Here is an 18,355-nt window from a genome sequence, read left to right on the forward strand (position 1 = left end):
GCTCATGGGGGCACAGCCTGCCAAAGGCTTCTGAGAGAACCTCTTAGAACGTTCTTAGGGCGCACCGGGAGTGTGCCCGCATGACCACCACCACACCACACAGGCCTGCGGCCGGGGCGCTCTCCGTCGTGATCGGTGCGGGCGGCACCGGGGGGCACATCTATCCCGGTCTCGCGCTCGCGGAGGCGCTGCGGGCCGCGGTGCCCGACGCCGTGGTCTCGTTCATCGGGACCGAGCGGGGCCTGGAGAGCGAGCTGATCCCCGGTGCCGGCTACCGCCTGCACACCGTCGACATGATCCCCTTCGATCCCGCGCTGGGCGCGAAGCGGTACCTGCTGCCGGCGGCGCTGCTGCGCTCGGCGCACCAGGCGCGCTCGGTGATCCGGGCGCAGGGTGCCCATGCCGTCGTGGGCATGGGCGGGTACCCGAGCGCGCCGGCCGTGCTCGGTGCCCGGCTGGCGGGTCTGCCGGCCGTGATCCACGAGTCGAACGCGGTGCCCGGCCGCGCCAACCAGTTCGCGGCCCGGCTCACCCCGCACATCGCGGTGGCCTTCGACCGCAGCCGGGCCCATCTGGCGGGCGGGGAGCGGGCACTGACGACCGGGATGCCGATCTCGGCGGCCCTGTCCGGGCTGGCGGAGCTGCCCGGGGCGGACCGGGCGGCGCTGCGCGCCGAGGCCCGGCGGGCGCTGGGGGTGCCGGCGGGGCGGCGGCTGGTCGTCTTCAACGGCGGCAGCCTGGGCGCGGTGCGCCTGACCCGGGCGGCGGCCGCGCTGGCCGGTCTGTGGCAGTACCGGGACGACGTACAGCTGCTGGTGAAGACGGGGCCGGCCGCGCTGGCGGACACGGTGGCCGATCTGGCGGCGTCGGGCGGGCAGCGGATCGCGCGGGCCGTGCCGTACCTGGACCGGATGGACCTGGTGTACGCGGCTGCCGACCTGGTGGTGTGCCGGGCGGGTTCGGCGACCGTCGCCGAGCTGGCGGCGACCGGGGTCCCGGCGGTGCTGGTGCCCTACCCGTACGCGCCCGGTGACCACCAGACCCACAACGCGCGGGTGCTGTCCGACGCGGGCGCGGGGCTGTTGCTGCCCGACGCCGAGACCACCGCCGAGCGTCTCGCCGGCCTGGTCGGGCCGCTGCTGGCGGATCCGGCCCGGCTCGCGGCGATGGCCGGGGCCGCCGAGCCGGGCCCGCACGCGCGAGCCGCCGAGCTGCTGGCGGCCGAGGTCCTGCGCGTCGCCGGCCTCACCCCCGCCCCCGCCCCTCTCTCTGTTACCTCTGATCTGGAGCGCATGTGAACAGCTGGACCGGCCGTACCGTTCTCGTCACCGGCGCGGAGGGCTTCATCGGCTCGACGCTGGTGGACCTGCTGGTGGCTCGGGGGGCGCGGGTGCGTGCCTTCGTCCACTACAAGCCGTACGCCGAGAAGGGGCACCTGGCGCGTTACCTGGCCGACCCCGGCGGGCCGGTGGAGATGTGGGCGGGCGACGTGCGGGACGCGGGCCGGGTCAGTGACGCGGTGGCCGGCTGTGACACGGTCTTCCATCTGGCGGCGCTGATCGGGATTCCGTACAGCTACGACTCGCCGGGCGCGTACGTGCAGACGAACGTCACGGGTACGCAGAACGTGGCGGAGGCCTGCCGGCGGCACGGGGTGCGGCGGCTGGTGCACACCTCGACGAGCGAGGTCTACGGGACGGCGCTGACCGCCCCGATCTCCGAGAGCCATCCGCTGCAGCCGCAGTCGCCGTACTCCGCGTCGAAGATCGGTGCGGACATGATGGCGCTCTCCTTCCACCACGCGTTCGAGCTGCCGGTGACGGTGGTGCGTCCGTTCAACACCTACGGGCCGCGGCAGTCGGCGCGCGCGGTCATTCCGACGATCCTGGCCCAGCTGCACGCCGGGTCGCGGGAGATCCGGCTGGGGTCGCTGACGCCGACCCGGGACTTCACGTACGTGACGGACACGGCGGAGGGGTTCTTGGCGGTGGCGCAGTGCGACCGGGCGCTGGGTGAGGTGGTCAACCTCGGTACGGGTGAGGAGATCTCCGTGGGCGCGCTGGCGGAGGCCCTGGTCAAGGTGTCGGGGCGGGATGCGCGGGTGGTGGTGGACCCGGCGCGGCTGCGGCCGTCGGGCAGTGAGGTCCAGCGGCTGCTGTCGGACAATGCGCGGGCCCGGGACTGGGCGGGCTGGCGGCCGCGGGTCGGTCTGGAGGAGGGGCTGGGGCGTACCTCGGAGTGGATCGCGGCGAATCCTTCGCTGTTCGCGCCGGACCGGTACGCGGTCTGAAGTCTGTGCCGTGCCGCCGGGATGCCGCCGGCGTGGGGGCGGGCGGCGCGGGGGCGGGCGGTGGTGTCCTGTTGGGTCCGAACAGCCCAGTTCGGCGCGCCGGGGGCGGGCCCGCTCCCTAGCGTGGCGTTGTGGAGACAGCCGACGCCCCCGCACCTGCCGCCTGGCGGAACCTGATCGTGGCCACGGTGGGTTTCACCCTCACCTTCTGGGCCTGGGACCTGATCGCCCCGTTGGGCAGCGACTACCACGACCGGCTCGGCCTGACCTCGGTGCAGCAGTCGCTCCTGGTGGCGGTGCCCGTGCTGGTGGGCTCTCTCGGCCGGGTCCCGGTCGGTGCGCTCACCGACCGCTACGGGGCCCGGCGGATGTTCCCCCTGGTGTCCGCGCTCACCGTGGTGCCGGTGCTGCTGCTGATTCCCGCCCGGGACTCCTACGCGGCGACGCTGGCGGTCGGGTTCCTGCTGGGGCTGGCGGGCACGACGTTCGCCATCGGGGTGCCGCTGGTCAACTCCTGGTTCCCGCCGGCCCGGCGCGGGTTCGCGCTCGGGGTGTTCGGGATGGGGATGGGCGGGGTGGCGCTCTCCGGCTACTTCACCCCGCGCATCGCGCAGCGCGGCGAGCACCTGCCCTTCGTGGTGGTGGCGGTCGCGCTGGCCGTGTACGCCGTGCTGGCGGCGCTGCTGCTGCGGGACCGGCCGGACCGGCCCATGCCGGCCGCTTCGCTCGGGCAGCGGCTGGCCTCGGCCGGGCGGCTGCGGGTGACGTGGGAGCTGTCCGCGCTGTACGCGATCGGGTTCGGCGGGATCGTCGCCTTCGGGGTCTACCTGCCGACGTATCTGAAGAGCGGGTACGGGTTGACGCCGACCGATGCGGGCACCAAGGCCGCCGGGTTCGCGCTGCTGACCGTGGTCGCCCGCCCGTTCGGCGGCTGGCTGGCCGACCGGGTCCACCCCGCGGTGGTGACGGCGGGCGCCCTCGGGTTCGTGGCCCTCCTCGCGATCGTCCAGGCCTTCGACCCGCCGCTGGATCCGGTCGGCACGGTCTGTCTGCTGTGCATCGCGGCGGGGCTCGGCACGGCCAGCGGCAGTGTGTTCGCCCTGGTGTCCCAGGTGACGCCGCAACCGCAGGTGGGCAGCGTCACCGGCATCGTCGGCGCCGTCGGCGGCCTGGGCGGGTTCGTGCCGCCCCTGGTCATGGGCGCCGTCTACAGCGCCAAGGGCTCCTACTCGATCGGGTTCATGCTGCTGTCCGACCTGGCCCTGGCCGGCTGCGTGTACGCGTACGTGCGGATGCGCACCGTACGGCCCTCCGCCGACGCCGCCGGAGGAGTCGTCGGGGACGCCGCCGGGGACGCCGCCGGGGGCGGGGGTGTCAGGGTGGGCGGGGCGGAACCGGGGGCCCCGGTCCGCGGCGGGCGGGACTGACGCGGGCCCGCCCGCGCGGCCGGGCGGGACGGGTGGAAATCCGGGGGCCGCCGTGGTGCCCGGGCCGTTACGATCGGCCCCTTCACCCGATCGTGGCGGTCCGACGGAGGCACCGATGACACTGGCCCCTGTGCGGACGGCACCGGCCGCCCATCCCGAACGGCTGGAGCGGGGGCACCCGTTCCGCCAGTGGAAGACCTGGCGCATACCCGGTACCGAGCTCACCCTCACCGGGTACTCGCGCGCCAACGACAAGACGTTCTTCCACGTCCCGGAGCTGCGCTGCGCGCTCGACGCCGGCCTGGCGGAGGGGCGTCAGCCGGAGACCGTCTTCCTCACCCACACCCACCACGACCACTCCAAGGACCTGGACTACCTCGCCGCCAGGCCCGGCGGTGTCGACATCCACCTGCCCGCCGCGGCGGTGCCGTACGTGGAGTCCTTCCTGCGGGCCTCGGCCGAGCTGAACCACGGCGCCGCCTACGACGCCTCGCTCGCCGCGGGCTGCCGGCTGCACGGGGTGCGCGGCGGTGACGAGTTCACCTTCGGGCGGCGGGGCCACCGCGTGCGGGTGGTGGACTGCGTCCACAAGGTGCCGTGCGTGGGGTACGCGTTCTCCGAGACCCGCAAGGCGCTGCTGCCCGAGTACGAGGAGCTGCGGCGCGGCCTGGTGGAGGCGGGGCGGGGTGCGGAGTTCGGGCGGATCCTCGCGCGGCGCCGCGCGGAGGGCGCGGTGGTCGAAGGGGAGGTGCTCAGGCCGCTGTTCGCGTTCCTCGGGGACACCCATGTGAGCGTCTTCGAGGAGAATCCGTGGCTGTTCGAGTACCCGGTGATCATCACCGAGTGCACGTTCCTCGACGATGCCGAGCTGGCGCGGGCCGACCGGGTCGGGCACACCGTGTGGAGCCGGCTGAAGCCCGTCGTCGAGTCCCGTCCGGACACCCTCTTCGTCCTGACCCACTTCAGCCTGCGCCACTGCGACCAGGACGTGCTCGACTTCTTCCGCGACGAGCGGCCCGCGAACGTGGTGGTGTGGGCGCATCCGGAGAGCCGGCTGCCCGAGCAGCACCAGCACGGCTGAAACCCGGCCGCGGGCCCTCGTCGGTTGCGCCGATGAGGGCCCGCGGCAGTCGTGTCCAGGGCGTCAGGTCAGCACTCGCGCAGGCCCGGGGCGGGGTCGACGGAGGTGTGGAGGTCCACGGCGGCGACGTTGCCCCACTGGCCGTTGTCCAGCTGGGTCCAGTACCAGACGTTGTTGCCGCCGGCGTGCTGGTCGCCGCGGCCCCAGCACTGGAACCAGCTGGGGCTGGTGTTCAGCGGCCCGCGCACCGCGGAGTTGTAGCGGCGGTGCTCGTATCCCTTGGCGCCGACCCGGTTGCCGCACCACAGTTTGCCGTCGGCGCGGACGCCGCATTCGGCGGCCGCGCTCCGGCCGGCGGCGGGCGTCGCGGCGGCGGGCCCGGTCACGGTGGCCATGCCGCCCGCCAGTGCGACGGTGGCCAGGCCCAGGGCGATCTTCCTGCCTGCGTACATGCTTCCTCCTCGGAAGGGCTCCCTCCTCGGGAGCCGGGGTGACGGGTGTGCGTGAGGTGTGGTGCGAGGGGTGTTCAGGGGCAGGTGCGTACGCCGTCCAGCCAGGCCGCGCCCTTGATGTAGATGTTGGTGATCCACGCCCCGTACTCGGGCAGGTAGGACCAGGCGTCGTTGGTGTAGCCCTCGGCGGTCACCGGTTCGGCGTGCTTCTGGCACTCGATGCGCACCGTGGTCGGGCCGGGGAACTTGTGCACGCGCGGGCTGGTGGTGGACGGTTCCCTGTGGGTCCACACGTCCGTGCCCCAGGTGCTGAACGTGCCGGGTGCGGCCGCCGGCGGGGCGATACGGACCGCTCCCGCGTAGTCGCCGTCCAGCCGTACGTCGCTGACGGTGATCCGGGTGCCCGATTCGCGGGCCTCGACCATCTTTCCCGCGCCCAGATAGATCGCGATGTGGTGGATGGGGCCCCCGGAACCCCAGGCCAGGAGGTCGCCCGGGAGCAGCGGGCCGGTTGCCTGGGCGGCGGTGAACCGCTGTTGCACGCGCGGCGAGTGGAACTGGTGGTGTGCGTTGCCGGTCAGCGGGTCGCCGCCGGCCGCGCGGGCGTAGGCGTAGCGGACCAGCCCGGAGCAGTCGAAGCCGAGCCGCTCCGGGTCGTGTGCGCTGTCGGGGTCGCTGGGGTCGACCTGGCCGTAGGTCGGCCCGGGCTGTGGTCCGTGGCCGCCGCCCCAGGTGTACCAGACGCCGATCTGTTCGCAGGCGGCTGCCACGGCCTTCTCGGCCACGGCGGAGGCGCCGGGGGCGAGCACGGCGCAGGTGCCCGCCGCGTTCGCCGCCTTCGCCGTCTTCGCGGTCTCCACGGTCTCCACGGTCTTCGCCGCCTTCGCGGTCTTCGCTGCCGGGGCCGGGGCCGGCGTGGCCGCCGTGGCGCTGTGGGCGCCTTCCCAGGCGGCCAGGAGCGTGAGCGCCGCCGTCGCCGCCGCCACCGCCGTTCTCCGCATCGTCATGTCCGGTCCCCCGTTTCCGCCGCGCGGTGTCCCGCGGGTGGTGGTGTCGTCGTGTCCGTGGTGCCCGTCGTGGTGTTCGCGTCGTACGGAGCACGCACCGGCTGTCCGCCGGGCACTTCGAGACTGTTCCCCGGCGCCCCCGTGTGTCGAGGAGGCGCGGGTCGCCCACTGCATCGGGCAACGGGAAACTCCCGGGAAACCCCCTCCCACCAGGCACTTTGAGTAACCGTCAACAGACGGCCCGGTGGGGGCTGTCCGTGCGGAGCAGCTGGAACCCGGGCGCGGCAAACCGCATCACCTTGTAGGGGTGGGCCGGGACGGTGGCCGTCACCCGCCGGTCCCGCCTTCAACTCGATCTGGAGACAGCCCCGGTATGAACTCTCAGTCGCCGTCGGGTGCCCCGGGCAGAGCGCTGCGCGCCCTGTGGGGGTATCCGCGCCGTGCGCCGCTGACCCTCGCCTATGTCTGTCTGCTGCTGGTCACGCATGCCTGGATCGGCTACGGGCTGTCCGCCGGCCGGTCGGCCGGGGTGCTGGGTCACGTCAGCACCAATCTGGACAACCTGCGGGATCATCCGCTGTCCGCGCTGCTGGGCAGTGTGCTGTTCTTCGACGGCACGCTCACGGACGTCGCCTCGACCGGCTTCGTGGGCACCTTGATCACGTTGGGTCTCGGTGTCTGCTGCTTCCTGGCCTGGGCGGAGCGCCGGTGGGGAGCGGTGCGCGCGGTGGCGGTGTTCCTCGGCGGGCATGTCGCGGCCACGCTGCTCACCGCTGCGGTCATCGCCGTCGCGCTGCGGCAGGGCTGGTATCCGGACTCCGTGCGGCAGGAGTTGGACTTCGGGGTCAGTTACGGTGCGCAGACGGTGCTGGCGGTCGGCACGCTCGCGCTGCCGCGGTGGGGGCGCGTGCCGTGGGTCGTCTTCGTGCTCGGGTGGCCGCTTGGGGGTGCGCAGTGGGCGGCCGGGCCGTTGCCGGACTTCACCACGGTCGGGCATCTCGTGGCGGCGGTCCTGGGCTTCGGGCTGCTGGGTGTCCCGGCTTTCAGGCGGCAGCGGGTCCGGGCCGGCGGGCCGTCCGGCGCTGCGGGGGGCTTCGCGTCGCGCGGAGGTTCTGTTGCGCGGTCGGCGTCGTCGGCAGCCGGAGTACGGAGGCCTCCGTCCGGCTGAGCGCCAGGGGCCGGCTGCTTCAGGTGCCGGTGGTCGGTGTCCGCCGCGGCGTGGTCGGGCCGCGGGGCGTGACGTGGTGGACGCCTCCCCGTCGTGGCCCGGTTGCGGGTGTGCCAGGACGTGCTGGAGGGCCGCCGTCTTGGGAGGTGGCGGCCCTTCAGCCGGTCGTGTGGTGCGCCGGCGTCAGATGACGGGGGTGTAGGCCAGGGGGGCGAATCCCGCGCCGCAGGCGGCCGGCAGGTTGGCCGGGGTGAAGGGGGTTCCGGACGCGGTGGTGCAGACGGCCTGGCGGATCACTCCGTTGCTGGCCAGGAGGGTGATGTAGAGGTTGCCGGGGTCTTCCTCGGTGACGGACACGGCGGTGCCCGAGACGCACTGCGGCGCTCCGGCCAGGAGCCCGAGGTTGATCCACACGCCGGGGTTGCGGCTGTCGTTGAGGAAGGCGTGTCCCTGCCGGTCGGTCGCGGCGCGGAAGACGGTTTCGAACAGGCCGCCGGCTCCGGAGTAGTCGACGACGGTGGAGCTCACGTCCCGCGACACCGAGCATCGCTTGGACTCGTCGGCCTGGCCCTGGGCCTGGGTGTCCTTGGGGGTGGGGTCGTCGTGCGCGAGCGCGGACGGGGCCACGAGCGCTCCGGCGAGCAAGGCTCCCGCGACTGCGGCGGTACCCCGGGCAGCCCAAGCGAGCTTCCTCATGTGTTTCCTTTCGTGGGTGCGGGCCGACCGCGTCGACGGGCGGCGCCCGGGTCGACTTCTCGCACCGCGGGTCGCGTGGGTCATCCCGCCCGTGCTCGGCCGGCTCGTCGAACGGTGAGGCCGTCACGTGGTCCGTGGCGGCCCCCTTTTTCGGGATCGAACATTCCGCGCCCGGCCCGGGCGCACACGTACAGCTACGGTCCGTCACTCTAAGGAATGGGCTCGTTTCGGGTCCGTGTGGGTGCCGCGCCCGGGGGCGGGCGGTGTCAGACGGCGCCGGTCCACACCTCGGGGCCGCCCCCCTCCCAGCGGATCGGCCCGTCCTCGGACAGCTCCACGTCCTCCAGTCCGGCCCGGCGCAGGAACTCCGACACGTCCGCGGGGGTGTACGCCCGGCCGAGGTCCGCGTCCACGCCGAGGGCGTGCACGGTGACCTTGCGGCCGCCCCGCGGGGACACGGGGTGAATCACGATCTCCGTCTGGTCCGCCATACCTCCACGGTGCGGCGGACCGGCCCGTACGGCATCCGGTGCCCTCCCCGCGTACCGGACGGGCCGGCGGGGCTCCGGCCGCGCGGTGCGGGAGGGCGGTGCGGGAGGGCGGTGCGGGAGGGCGGTGCGGGAGCGTGGCCCGCATGACGGCTTCTCACATTCCGCGGAGCGCATGGGGTTTGGGGGCGGGCGCCCCGGACAGACGCGTGGATACCGGAAGCGGAGCACACCCTGCGGATGGGGCGCTTTCGGTGCGGGCCCCGCCGCATGACGCCCTCCCTCCCCGTCATGCGGCAGGCTCGCCCGTACGACGGGCTGCCGCTCGGATCCGTCCGGCACCCGGAGACCCCGCGCCCCGGCCTTCTTGCCCGGTCGGGTGGCCCGGGGCCGTCCGGCGAACCCCCGGCACCGGCGCTCAGACCGCCGCCCCCCGGGCAACGGACCCGGCGGCAGCAGCCCGTCGCGGGACCGGCGCGACGCTCACGTCCGGCCGGCTCCGGCTCCGGCTCCGGCTCCGATGCCGGAGCGGGTGCGGGTTCCACCGCTCGCCGTTCACCGCCGCCTTCAACATCGCCGGCACGCCCGCGATGTCGGTGCCGCTCGCCTGCGACCCGGCCACCGGCCTGCCGTTCGGTGTCCGGTTCGCGGCGGGCTACGGACGTGAGGGCGTGTTGTTCCGGCTCGCCGCGCAGCTGGAGGAGGCCGCGCCGTGGGCGGGGCGCAGGCCCGCGGTGTGGGCGGGCGCGGCCCGGGGGGTGTGGTCCCCGCGGGCAGGGGTGCGGGTGCGGGGCCGGCGCGTCGCGGCATCGGCCGGCACGGGCCGGGCGCGGGTCAGTGCGGGCCGGGCGCGGGCAGATCGTCATCTAAGATTCAGGCTGGCCGCGGGGCCGCGGCTCGTCGCTGGCGTGGCGGTCGCGGAAGGGCCAGGCCGGCCGGTCGAGTGAGAGCGGCCCGTGTCAGGGGTTCTCGGTCCGGTCCGGACGGGGACCGTCTGACGCTGATCATGAAGCTCCCGGGGAATCGCGTGCCGTCGGCGTGCGTCTCAGTGGTGTGAGATGCCCAGCCCGCACGCCCACGCACATAAGACCGCCAGGGAGAAGTGAGGTATGGCAGTGATCTGCGTCGGAGGCATGATCGGCATCGGGAAGACGAGCGTGGCCGAGCTGCTCGCCAAGGAGCTGGGCAGCGAGGTCTTCTACGAGAGCGTGGACGACAATCCGATCCTTCCGCTCTTCTACACCGCGAGCCCCGAGGAGATCCAGGCCAGGCGCTACCCCTTCCTGCTGCAGCTGTACTTCCTGCAGACGCGGTTCGCCGCGATCAAGGAGGCGTACAAGCAGGGCGACAACGTCCTGGACCGGTCCATCTACGAGGACTGGTACTTCGCCAAGGTCAACCACGACCTGGGCCGGATCAGCTCCCTCGAGATGCAGGTGTACGAGGGGCTGCTGGAAGAGATGATGCGCGAGATCGACGGCCTGCCGTACCGCAAGGCACCGGATCTCATGGTCTACCTCAAGGCGGACTTCGAGACGGTGCTGCACCGGATCGGCCTGCGGGGGCGCGATTTCGAACAGGACGAGAGCCTCGTGGAGTACTACCGGACGCTGTGGTCCGGCTACGACGACTGGGTGCACAAGCACTACTCGGCCAGCGAGGTCCTCATCGTCGACATGAACAACACCGATGTGGTGAACAACCCCGACGACGCGGCCCGCGTGGCGCAGGACGTCAAGAACGCCCTGGCCGCGGTCAGGCGGGACGCCCCGTCCGGCGCCTGAACAGCGAACCGCCGTGGGGCCGCCTCCCCCGTGCGGGGGGGGCGGCCCCTACCTTCGGACACGGCCGCGCAGGTCGGCGGGCCACGGGCCGGAGCGGGGGCGGCCGGGCGGTCAGGGGTGGTGGGTGCCGAACAGTGGGTCGAGCGGCTCGCCCTCGTAGCCGATGACGAGGCAGGACGCCGCGACCGGCCCCTGGGACAGTTCCACGAGCCGGGCGAGGGCCGCCGCCTCGGACGGGAGTCCGGCCGGATCGAGACCGAGCGCCCGGGCGGCACGGTCGCGCCGCCGGTCGAGGTCGGGCCAGCCCTCCCTGTACTCGTCGGCGAGCGCCTGGAGTTCCGTGGGGGTCCGCCCGGGAGCATCCTGCCACCACGGCACCACGAGACACAGCCGCACCAGCTCCGGCAGTCCGAGCGCAAGCGGTCCGGCTTCGCCGTCGAGGCTCACGTACACCACGGGGCGTTCCTCCCCGCCCTCGCCGACGAAGCAGAACGCGTCCCCGGAGGCTGCCCGCGCGAACTGCTCCAACCGGGCCCCGGAGGCGAGACGGACCCCGTCATCCAGGGCGTGGGAGGCGGGGTCCGTCGCGTCGAGGTCCGCGACGCAGGCGAAGAACGCGACGGCTTCCTCATCGGTGTGCAGGAGGGGCAGCAGCGCGTCGGGGTTGGCCTGTGCGTTCGATCCGTTCACCGGGCAACCGTAAGCGGGGCCGCTGACAGCGGGCCGGGTGCGGGCGGGGCCGCGCGCGCCGTGGCGCCGCGCGCTCTCGCACAAGGGCGCGGCGCTGCGGGGCGGGGGTGCGGCGCCGGCGGGGGCCGCGGCCGCCGACCAGGTCCTCAACGGGAACTCCGACCTGTGCCTGGGCATCAACGGCGGCGGCGAGTGGGGCCGGACCGCCATCCAGTGGTCGTGCAACGGCAACGACGACCGGACCTGGTACTTCGGCCAGGCCGACGGCCCTGCCACGGCGGTGAGGCGGTGACCGCCCCTGCCCGTGCCGGGCGGGGCGGGCACTGTCGGGGGTCACCGGGTGCGGAAGGTTCCGGTGTACACGTCCGTGCGGTTGTCCGGTGCGTCGGAGTTGGCCTCGGTCAGGACCGCCCGTACTCCCCCCTTGCCGTCCGTCGCCAGGCCCTGGTAGTCGCCGAGGAAGTAGCCGCCGGCGAACGGCGCCTGCAGCCAGTCGAAGACCCGTGAGATCCGCCGTTCGCTGCGGAGCGCGAGGTCTCCGTGCGGGAGCGTGGCCAGCTGGTAGGCGGTGGGCAGCGTGGTGGTGTCGCCCGGTTTGAGGAAGCGCAGGTCGTAGTAGGTGAGCGCGACCGTGCCCCGCTCGTCGACCGCGATCGACGGGGAGAAGCCCGCCGCGTCCCGCGGGCTGATCAGCTGCGGCCCGCCCCAGGTGCGTCCGCCGTCGGTGGAGCGCACGAGCTGGACGGAGTCGAACCTGCCGCCGGAGAAGTCCGAGCCTTCGTAGGCCATGTACAGGGTGCCTGTGGTGGGGTCGACGGCCGGGCTGGGCAGGGTGGCGCCGGCGCGCAGCAGCTTGGTGGGGTCGTTGGGGTGGACCTCCGGTACGGAGGTGTCGCGGGCCACGGTGACCGGGGCGCTCCAGGTCCGTCCGGCGTCGGCCGAGGTGACCATGGCGTAGTGGGCTTCGACGACGGTGGCGAGGTCGTCGGAGTGGGTGATCTGGTCGTAGAAGTCGTAGAGGGTGCCGGTGCGCGGGTCGACGACGATGACGTGGCCGATGGTCTGGGTGTTGGGGACGGCGCTGGTGTCGACGAACGGCCGGGCCCTGGTCCAGGTGCGGCCACCGTCGCGGGTGAGGGAGATGTAGCCGGGGCCGTCGAGGGAGCCGGGGCCGGGCGGGTCGTTGTCGAGGCGGTCCCAGACCTGGTAGGCGGTGCCCTTGCGGACCGGGTCGGCGGTGAGCGAGGGCTTGTCGTTGAAGAACGGCTCCTCGTCGACGTGGGTGGTGGTGAGGTCCTGCCAGGTGCGGCCGCCGTCGCGGGAGGTGGCGGTCAGGAGGGCGCTGCGGGTGCTGCGGGTGAAGTCGACGCCTTCGCCGCTCGCGTAGACGGTGCCGTCGGGTCCGGTGCTCACCCAGGGGTCGGAGGCGCGTTCGAAGTCCGCGCCGCCCGGGGCGCACAGGCTGAACGGCAGGGTGCTGGTGTGGAAGGTGCGGCCGTCGGTGGTCCAGGCGGCGGCCAGGCCGCGGGCGGCGCCGTCGTTCCAGCGGTCCTGCTGGAAGACGGTGACCACGCGCTGGGGGTCGCGCGGGTCGACGGAGAGGTACGGCTCGACCTCGGTGCCCGGGTAGGCGACGCTGTCGGGGGATCTCGCGCCGATGGTGCAGTTCGCGTACGGGTCCGTGTGGGAGACCCGGGTCAGGGGTGCGGTGCCGGGGCCGTCGGGGTTGCGCTCTGCCGCTGCGGGGGTGGCGCCGGTGACCGTGAGGAGCAGGAGCGCGGTGGTGGCGAGCGCGGTCAGGGGCGGGATGACGCGCATGCGGGATCTCCTCCGGGCCGTGGCGGCCGGGGTGCCGCTTGATGTTTTTCGGTGCCGGGGCCGGTGGCCTTGATGGGCCGAACGGCGGGGTCTTGCCCGGTGCGGCCGGGGCGCGCGGCGGAGCCGCAGGCCCGGCGGTGCGGCCTGCCCCGAGCGTGGTCCGGACGCCCAACGCCCGTGCCCGCGCGGCCCGTACGGCCGCCCGTACGGCCGCCCGTACGGCCGCCCGTACGGCCGTCGTCTCGCGTCCGGTGGTGCGTACCGCGGCGCGGCGGGGCGGCGCCGTCGCCGCGGGGCCGCTGTTCCTCGTGACGGGCATCGCGCGGGGCGCGCCGTAGCGGGGAGGGCTTCGGCTTCGCCCGGAACGCGATGGGCCGGCTGGCGCTGGCCGCCCCGGCCCCCGCCGGCGGTCCGGGTCCGGGCGGGGGGCGCGCCGGTGCACCCGGCTGCCGGGGGCCGGGGGCCGGGCGCCGGAGCGGGGGCGCGGCGTCGTTAAGATCGCTGGGTTCTGCCGTCAGAAACGTACCGGTGTCGCGACACCGCAGGATCAACCAGAGGTGTCATGTCCGACAGGTTTGCCCTTGCCGGGGACCGTGTCCCGGTGACTGCCGAAGCACCGCAGGCGGCTCCCGGCCGGGCGCGGCCGTGGAAGGTGTTCCGCAGGGCCGGCGGGAGCGGGTCCGGGCGGGCGCCGCGCATCGCGGTGCTGGACGGGCTGCGGCTGCTCGCCGCGCTGTCGGTGGTGCTGTTCCACTACCTGGCCGGCTACGGGGCGATCCCCTGGCAGCGGACCGCGGGCGAGCTCTTTCCCGCGCTGCACCGGATAGCCCAGTTCGGCTGGCTGGGCGTGGCCTTCTTCTTCATGATCAGCGGATTCGTCATCTGCATGTCCGGCTGGGGCAAGTCGCTCCAGCATTTCTGGCAGGGGCGGATCCTGCGGCTGTTCCCCCTGTACTGGGCGGCGGTCGTGCTCTCCTCGGCGGCGGCCCGGCTGGGTCCGCACGTTCCGGGTGAGCCGAGGGTCACCGTCGGTCAGATGCTCACCAACCTCACGATGCTGAACGAGCCCCTGGGCGTCCACCACGTGGACAACGTCTACTGGACGCTCTGGGTCGAGCTGCGCTTCTACCTGCTCTTCTCGCTGGTCGTGCTGGTGGGGAGCAGCTACCGCCGGGTCGCGACCTTCTGCTGGATCTGGGCGCTGGGCTCGGTCATGGCACCGGCGTCGGGCATTCCGCTGCTGGACCAGCTCCTGATGCCGCGCTGGGCGCCGTTCTTCATCGCCGGCATCGCCTTCTACCTCGTCCGCCGGTCCGGCCGGCTCGAAGGCGAGACGGTGGGCATCCTGGCGCTGTCGTGGCTGCTGATGCAGCACCGCCTTCCGGAGATCATGGCGGGCGAGGGGCACGGCATCGACTGGAAGGTCTGCCTGGGCGCGATCACGGTGATGTACGCGGTGATGGGTCTGATCGCGCTCGGGAAGCTGGACTGGATCCAGTGGCGCTGGCTGCCGGTGGCGGGTGTGATCTCCTACCCGCTCTATCTCGTGCACCAGTCGCTGGGCGTGCGGGTGATCTGGCGGTGGAACGAGCAGTGGGGCGCCTGGCCGACCCTGCTGGGTGTGATCGCGGGCATGGTGGTGATCGCCTGGCTCATGCACCGCCTGGTCGAGCGGCCGCTCACTCCGCTGCTGCGCCGTGCGATGGCCCCACGGGCCGAGCGGTCGCAGAAGCTCGCCGCATAGCGGAACGGGGTGCGGCCCTTGAGGTCGTGGCTGCGCGTAGTGACGTCAGAGCCCGTCCCGGCCACCGGCCCGGGGCGGGCTCTGTGGCGTTCTGTTACGGGTCCATGACACACCAGCACTTTTGAACATGCTCAACAATCGCTAGGTTCTTGAACATGGTCAAAAATGGGTACGGGGCATGGGTCCGCGAGTTCGAGGCCGAGCGGGAGCGGCGGGCCGCTGTGGGCGATCCCGACTGGGGCGGGGGCGCGCTGCTGCCCGCCGAGATCGTCCGCAGCATCCAGAAGTTCCAGGTCGGCGAGGACGGTGACGGCTCCGCGCTCTGCGGCAAGGCCGACCGCGCGGGGGATCCGCTCTACTCCGAGGCGGTGCGGCTCTTCATCGCCGAGGAGCAGAACCACGCGCGGATGCTGAAGCTGCTGCTGGAGGCCGGCGGGGCCGGCACCCTCGACGGCCACTGGAGCGACGCCGCCTTCGTCCGGGTGCGGCGGCTGCTCGGACTGCGGGTGGAGCTGCTGGTGCTGATGCTCGCCGAGGTGGTGGCGCTGGGGTACTACCGGGCCCTGCGCGACGGCGCCGCCGACCCGCTGGCCCGCGAGGTCGCGGGGCGGATCCTGGCGGACGAGGAACGGCACGTCCCCTTCCACTGCCTGCGCCTGCGGGAGGGCCTCGCCGTGCTGCCCCGGCCCGCCCGCCGGGCGGTGACGGCCGGGTGGCGCGGACTGCTGGCCGGCGCCGCCGCCCTGGTCGCGGTGGACCACGGCCCGGCCCTGCGGGCGCTGGGGGTGGGCCGCGGCGCCTTCGTGGCGCAGGCCCTGCGCTCCTCCGCGTGGATGGCCCGCGCGATGTCGGGCGGCCCGGTCCCCGCGCCGGCCGACGCGGGCGCGCGGGTCTGACCCGGAGGCGGGGGGACGCCGGCCGCCCCGGCGCACCCCGGCGCCCGCCGGCGCCGCTCCCCCGCCGCCGACGCAGCGGCCGCCCCCTGCGGGGCGCCTCGTTCCGTATGACTGCCTGCGCCGCGATGATGACGTGCCGTCACCCCCCTTCGTGGAAAGGACGTGCGCATGGCCAGGCTGAGTGCGGGGCAGGGAGTGCTGCGCCGCAAACCGATCGAGCACATCGAAGAACCGGAAGGGGCGCTCAGCGAGCAGCTCACGCGCACCCTCGGCCTGTGGCAGCTCACCGCGATCGGGGTCGGCGGCATCATCGGCGCCGGGATCTTCACCCTGGCCGGGACGGTCGCCAACGGTGTCGCCGGCCCCGCCGTGCTGGTCTCCTTCCTGATCGCCGGTGTGGCCAGCGCCGCGGCCGCGTTCTCCTACGCGGAGTTCGCCGGGCTGATCCCGAAGGCGGGTTCCGCCTACACCTACGGGTACGCCGTCCTGGGCGAGCTGGTGGGCTGGTTCATCGGGTGGGACCTGCTGCTGGAGTACACGGCCATCGTGGCGGTCGTCGGCATCGGGATCTCGGGCTACTTCAACTTCCTCCTGGTCGAGACGGGCGCGGCGCTGCCCACCTGGATGCTGGGGGCGCCGGGGACCGGTGACGGCCACCGCTTCGACATGATCGCCGCCGTCCTGTGCCTGTTCACCGCGTACATGCTGAACCTGGGGATCAAGAGCGCCGCACGGTTCGAGACGGTCGTCGTCGTCCTGAAGGTCCTGGTCGTCCTCCTGGTCATCGTCGTCGGCTTCTTCCACATCGACACCTCCAACTACACGCCCTTCTTCCCCTACGGGGTGGGGGGTGCCTTCACCGGCGCGGCGACGGTCTTCTTCGCGGTCTTCGGCTACGACGCGATGAGCACGGCGGCGGAGGAGTCCAAGGACGCCCAGCGCCACATGCCGCGGGCGATCCTCTACTCCCTGGCCATCGCCATGGTCCTGTACGTGCTCGCCTGCCTGGTCCTGACGGGTATGCAGAAGTACACGGAGATCGACCCGGAGAGCGGTTTCTCCAGCGCGTTCAAGGCCGTCGGGCTGGACGTGGTCGCGGACATCATCGCGGTCGGGGCGATCATCGGCATCCTCACCGTGATGTTCACGTTCATGCTGGGTGTGACGCGCGTGTGGTTCTCCATGAGCCGCGACGGGCTGCTGCCCCGCTGGTTCGCCAAGACGCATCCGACCCGGCACGTGCCGACCCGGGTCACGTGGATCGTCGGTGTGGCGTCCGCGGTCATCGCCGGCCTCGTCCCGATCGGGGAGGCGGCGGAGCTGACGAACATCGGCATCCTCCTCGCCTTCGCCGTCGTGTGCACCGCGGTCATCGTGCTGCGCTACCGGCGCCCCGACCTGCCGCGCACCTTCCGCACCCCGCTCATGCCGTTCACTCCCGCCCTCGGCGTGGTGGCCTCGATCTGGCTCATCACCTACCTGCGGGTGGAGACGTGGATCCGCTTCGCGGTGTGGTTCCTCATCGGGCTGGTCATCTACTTCACCTACTCCTACCGCCACTCCAAGCTGGCCGGGACCACCACGGGGGACGGGCCGGCGGACCGGGCCGGGACCGGGGGCTGACGGCGGGCCCCCGCCCGCGGACCGCGTCCGGGCGCGGGCGGGCGGGGGCGGGGACCGCGGGCGGGGGCGGGATCAGGCGGCGGCAGGCTCGGGCCTGCGCAGTTGTGCCTGCCCGAAGAGGAGGGCGTAGCCGTCGGGGAGCCGGTGCAGGATCCGGGCGAGGAGGCCGGGTCCGGCGAGGCGGGCGACGACCGCGAGGACGGCTCCGGTGTCCCAGCGGGCGACGGCGGGGCTGGTGCCGGTACGGGCCGCCAGGTCCTTGACGAAGCCCCAGCCGGTGAGCGGTTCGGCGTCGGGGATCTGGGCGGTCAGCGCGAGAGCGGCCTCGACGGGCAGGGCCTGTGCGAGGTCGACGCGCTCGTCCGCGGTGACCTGCCGGCCGAGGGCGGCCAGGACGGCGCGGACGGCTTCTTCGGCGCGTTCGCGGGTGGGGTAGGCGCCTTCGTGGCGCACGCGCTCCAGCATCCGGTCGAACGTCATGGCGGGCTGGGTCTGGTTCGGGCGGGGCCGGTCGTACATGGTGCTGCGGTTGCCTTTCTCTTCGAAGGTCCGGCTCGGGACGGCGGTGGCGGCAACGGTGGCGGCGGGCGGTCAGACGGGCCGGGGGTGGCCGAAGAGGACGTCGTAGCCGACGGGGAGCTGGAGCAGGACCTCGCGGGTGAGGGTGTCGCCCGCCGCGGCGGCGACGGTGGACAGGACCGCGCCGATGTCCCACAGGGCTGTCGTCTCGGTGGCGCCCTCGATCCAGGCCGCGGTCGCTCGGACGAAGCGTTCCGGGGAGAGCGGTTCGGCGGCCTGCAGCGGGTTCAGCAGGATCAGGGCGTAGGTCTCGGGGAGCCTGGCGGCCAGCTCGGCCCGCACGGTGCCCACCAGGTGGGCGCCCAGCAGGGCCAGGACGACGCGGGCCGCCCGCTCGGCTTCCGCCCGGGTCGGGTACTCGCCGCGTTCGCGGACGTGGTCCAGGAACGCTTCCGGGCGCATCGGCATTCACATCACCTCCGGGGCAGGGCTGGGGTGAGGTGCGAGGGGGCGCGGAGGACGGGGTGCCGGAGGGGATCGGTGTCCCCGTCCTCCGCCGCCGGGGCGGGGTGCTCAGCCGGAGATCTGCTTGCGGCCGGACTCGCCGCCGATGCTGATCTTGCGGGGCTTGGCGCGCTCGGCGATCGGGATCCGCAGGGTCAGGACACCCGC

Annotated in this window: 19 protein-coding genes and 2 pseudogenes; 12 read left to right on the forward strand and 9 right to left on the reverse strand. The window is 73.5% G+C overall.

Annotated features, from left to right (window positions below; all coding sequences use genetic code 11):
• Positions 1-80 precede the first annotated feature (80 nt).
• The 4 genes from IG86_RS0135600 (at position 81) to IG86_RS0135615 (ending at position 4,798) form a co-directional block, all read left to right on the forward strand.
• Positions 81-1,298: a UDP-N-acetylglucosamine--N-acetylmuramyl-(pentapeptide) pyrophosphoryl-undecaprenol N-acetylglucosamine transferase gene (locus IG86_RS0135600; protein ID WP_051785596.1), complete on the forward strand. Its 1,218-nt coding sequence runs from the start codon at positions 81-83 to the stop codon at positions 1,296-1,298.
• Positions 1,295-2,290, forward strand: coding sequence for an SDR family NAD(P)-dependent oxidoreductase (locus IG86_RS0135605; protein WP_030832583.1), 996 nt, complete (start codon positions 1,295-1,297; stop codon positions 2,288-2,290). The genes IG86_RS0135600 and IG86_RS0135605 overlap by 4 nt, the downstream gene beginning before the upstream one ends.
• A gap of 131 nt (positions 2,291-2,421) precedes the next feature.
• Entirely contained in the window at positions 2,422-3,717 is a 1,296-nt protein-coding gene (locus IG86_RS0135610; protein WP_107056319.1) for an MFS transporter, read from the forward strand.
• 115 nt (positions 3,718-3,832) lie between these two features.
• Positions 3,833-4,798: an MBL fold metallo-hydrolase gene (locus tag IG86_RS0135615; RefSeq protein ID WP_030902425.1), complete on the forward strand. Its 966-nt coding sequence runs from the start codon at positions 3,833-3,835 to the stop codon at positions 4,796-4,798.
• A 68-nt stretch (positions 4,799-4,866) separates the two neighbouring features.
• Here the strand turns inward: IG86_RS0135615 and IG86_RS0135620 are convergent, their stop codons facing one another.
• Together IG86_RS0135620 and IG86_RS0135625 are read right to left on the reverse strand one after the other, a co-directional pair.
• Complete coding sequence (locus IG86_RS0135620; protein ID WP_030832593.1) at positions 4,867-5,250, reverse strand: hypothetical protein; 384 nt, start codon at positions 5,248-5,250, stop codon at positions 4,867-4,869.
• A gap of 74 nt (positions 5,251-5,324) precedes the next feature.
• Positions 5,325-6,257, reverse strand: coding sequence for a C40 family peptidase (locus IG86_RS0135625; protein ID WP_244306244.1), 933 nt, complete (start codon positions 6,255-6,257; stop codon positions 5,325-5,327).
• 373 nt (positions 6,258-6,630) lie between these two features.
• On the opposite strand from IG86_RS0135625, the gene IG86_RS0135635 reads away from it, so the two are divergent.
• Complete coding sequence (locus IG86_RS0135635) at positions 6,631-7,425, forward strand: rhomboid-like protein (RefSeq protein WP_199814493.1); 795 nt, start codon at positions 6,631-6,633, stop codon at positions 7,423-7,425.
• Positions 7,426-7,608: 183 nt separating this feature from the next.
• Here IG86_RS0135635 and IG86_RS0135640 read toward each other — a convergent pair whose 3' ends face one another.
• Both IG86_RS0135640 and IG86_RS0135645 read right to left on the reverse strand, forming a co-directional pair.
• Complete coding sequence (locus tag IG86_RS0135640) at positions 7,609-8,121, reverse strand: hypothetical protein (protein ID WP_045937293.1); 513 nt, start codon at positions 8,119-8,121, stop codon at positions 7,609-7,611.
• Between the two features lie 266 nt (positions 8,122-8,387).
• The gene (locus tag IG86_RS0135645) at positions 8,388-8,612 is read right to left on the reverse strand and encodes a hypothetical protein (RefSeq protein WP_030832604.1); all 225 of its coding nucleotides are present in this window, start codon (positions 8,610-8,612) and stop codon (positions 8,388-8,390) included.
• Positions 8,613-9,148: 536 nt separating this feature from the next.
• On the opposite strand from IG86_RS0135645, the pseudogene IG86_RS44875 reads away from it, so the two are divergent.
• Together IG86_RS44875 and IG86_RS0135650 are read left to right on the forward strand one after the other, a co-directional pair.
• Positions 9,149-9,358 (forward strand): annotated as a pseudogene (locus tag IG86_RS44875) (amidase); the annotation flags it as partial.
• A 360-nt stretch (positions 9,359-9,718) separates the two neighbouring features.
• On the forward strand, positions 9,719-10,393 hold the full coding sequence (locus IG86_RS0135650; protein WP_030832607.1) for a deoxynucleoside kinase: 675 nt from the start codon (positions 9,719-9,721) through the stop codon (positions 10,391-10,393).
• 111 nt (positions 10,394-10,504) lie between these two features.
• Here IG86_RS0135650 and IG86_RS0135655 read toward each other — a convergent pair whose 3' ends face one another.
• Positions 10,505-11,083: a hypothetical protein gene (locus IG86_RS0135655; protein ID WP_037943602.1), complete on the reverse strand. Its 579-nt coding sequence runs from the start codon at positions 11,081-11,083 to the stop codon at positions 10,505-10,507.
• 37 nt (positions 11,084-11,120) lie between these two features.
• Between IG86_RS0135655 and IG86_RS43805 the strand changes: the two genes are divergently transcribed.
• A complete protein-coding gene (locus IG86_RS43805) occupies positions 11,121-11,375 on the forward strand; it encodes an RICIN domain-containing protein (protein ID WP_030902432.1) in 255 nt (84 codons plus the stop codon).
• A gap of 41 nt (positions 11,376-11,416) precedes the next feature.
• Here IG86_RS43805 and IG86_RS0135665 read toward each other — a convergent pair whose 3' ends face one another.
• Complete coding sequence (locus IG86_RS0135665; RefSeq protein ID WP_037943607.1) at positions 11,417-12,901, reverse strand: sialidase/neuraminidase family protein; 1,485 nt, start codon at positions 12,899-12,901, stop codon at positions 11,417-11,419.
• Between the two features lie 155 nt (positions 12,902-13,056).
• On the opposite strand from IG86_RS0135665, the gene IG86_RS0135670 reads away from it, so the two are divergent.
• The 4 genes from IG86_RS0135670 (at position 13,057) to IG86_RS0135685 (ending at position 17,164) form a co-directional block, all read left to right on the forward strand.
• Positions 13,057-13,239: a hypothetical protein gene (locus IG86_RS0135670; protein WP_030902436.1), complete on the forward strand. Its 183-nt coding sequence runs from the start codon at positions 13,057-13,059 to the stop codon at positions 13,237-13,239.
• A gap of 263 nt (positions 13,240-13,502) precedes the next feature.
• A complete protein-coding gene (locus IG86_RS0135675; protein WP_157854976.1) occupies positions 13,503-14,645 on the forward strand; it encodes an acyltransferase family protein in 1,143 nt (380 codons plus the stop codon).
• Positions 14,646-14,800: 155 nt separating this feature from the next.
• The gene (locus IG86_RS0135680; protein ID WP_037849739.1) at positions 14,801-15,541 is read left to right on the forward strand and encodes a ferritin-like domain-containing protein; all 741 of its coding nucleotides are present in this window, start codon (positions 14,801-14,803) and stop codon (positions 15,539-15,541) included.
• A 168-nt stretch (positions 15,542-15,709) separates the two neighbouring features.
• Positions 15,710-17,164 (forward strand): amino acid permease, encoded by a 1,455-nt coding sequence (locus tag IG86_RS0135685; RefSeq protein ID WP_051785599.1) that lies wholly within the window; start codon positions 15,710-15,712, stop codon positions 17,162-17,164.
• A gap of 72 nt (positions 17,165-17,236) precedes the next feature.
• On the opposite strand, the gene IG86_RS0135690 is transcribed toward IG86_RS0135685, so the two are convergent.
• The 3 genes and pseudogenes from IG86_RS0135690 to IG86_RS44880 all read right to left on the reverse strand — a co-directional run.
• The gene (locus IG86_RS0135690) at positions 17,237-17,683 is read right to left on the reverse strand and encodes a DUF2267 domain-containing protein (protein ID WP_030902441.1); all 447 of its coding nucleotides are present in this window, start codon (positions 17,681-17,683) and stop codon (positions 17,237-17,239) included.
• 72 nt (positions 17,684-17,755) lie between these two features.
• Positions 17,756-18,151, reverse strand: coding sequence for a DUF2267 domain-containing protein (locus IG86_RS0135695; RefSeq protein ID WP_030832633.1), 396 nt, complete (start codon positions 18,149-18,151; stop codon positions 17,756-17,758).
• A gap of 105 nt (positions 18,152-18,256) precedes the next feature.
• Positions 18,257-18,355: pseudogene (locus tag IG86_RS44880) on the reverse strand (Hsp20/alpha crystallin family protein); the annotation flags it as partial.

The organism is Streptomyces virginiae, assembly GCF_000720455.1.
GTDB classification, from domain to species: Bacteria; Actinomycetota; Actinomycetes; order Streptomycetales; family Streptomycetaceae; genus Streptomyces; species Streptomyces virginiae.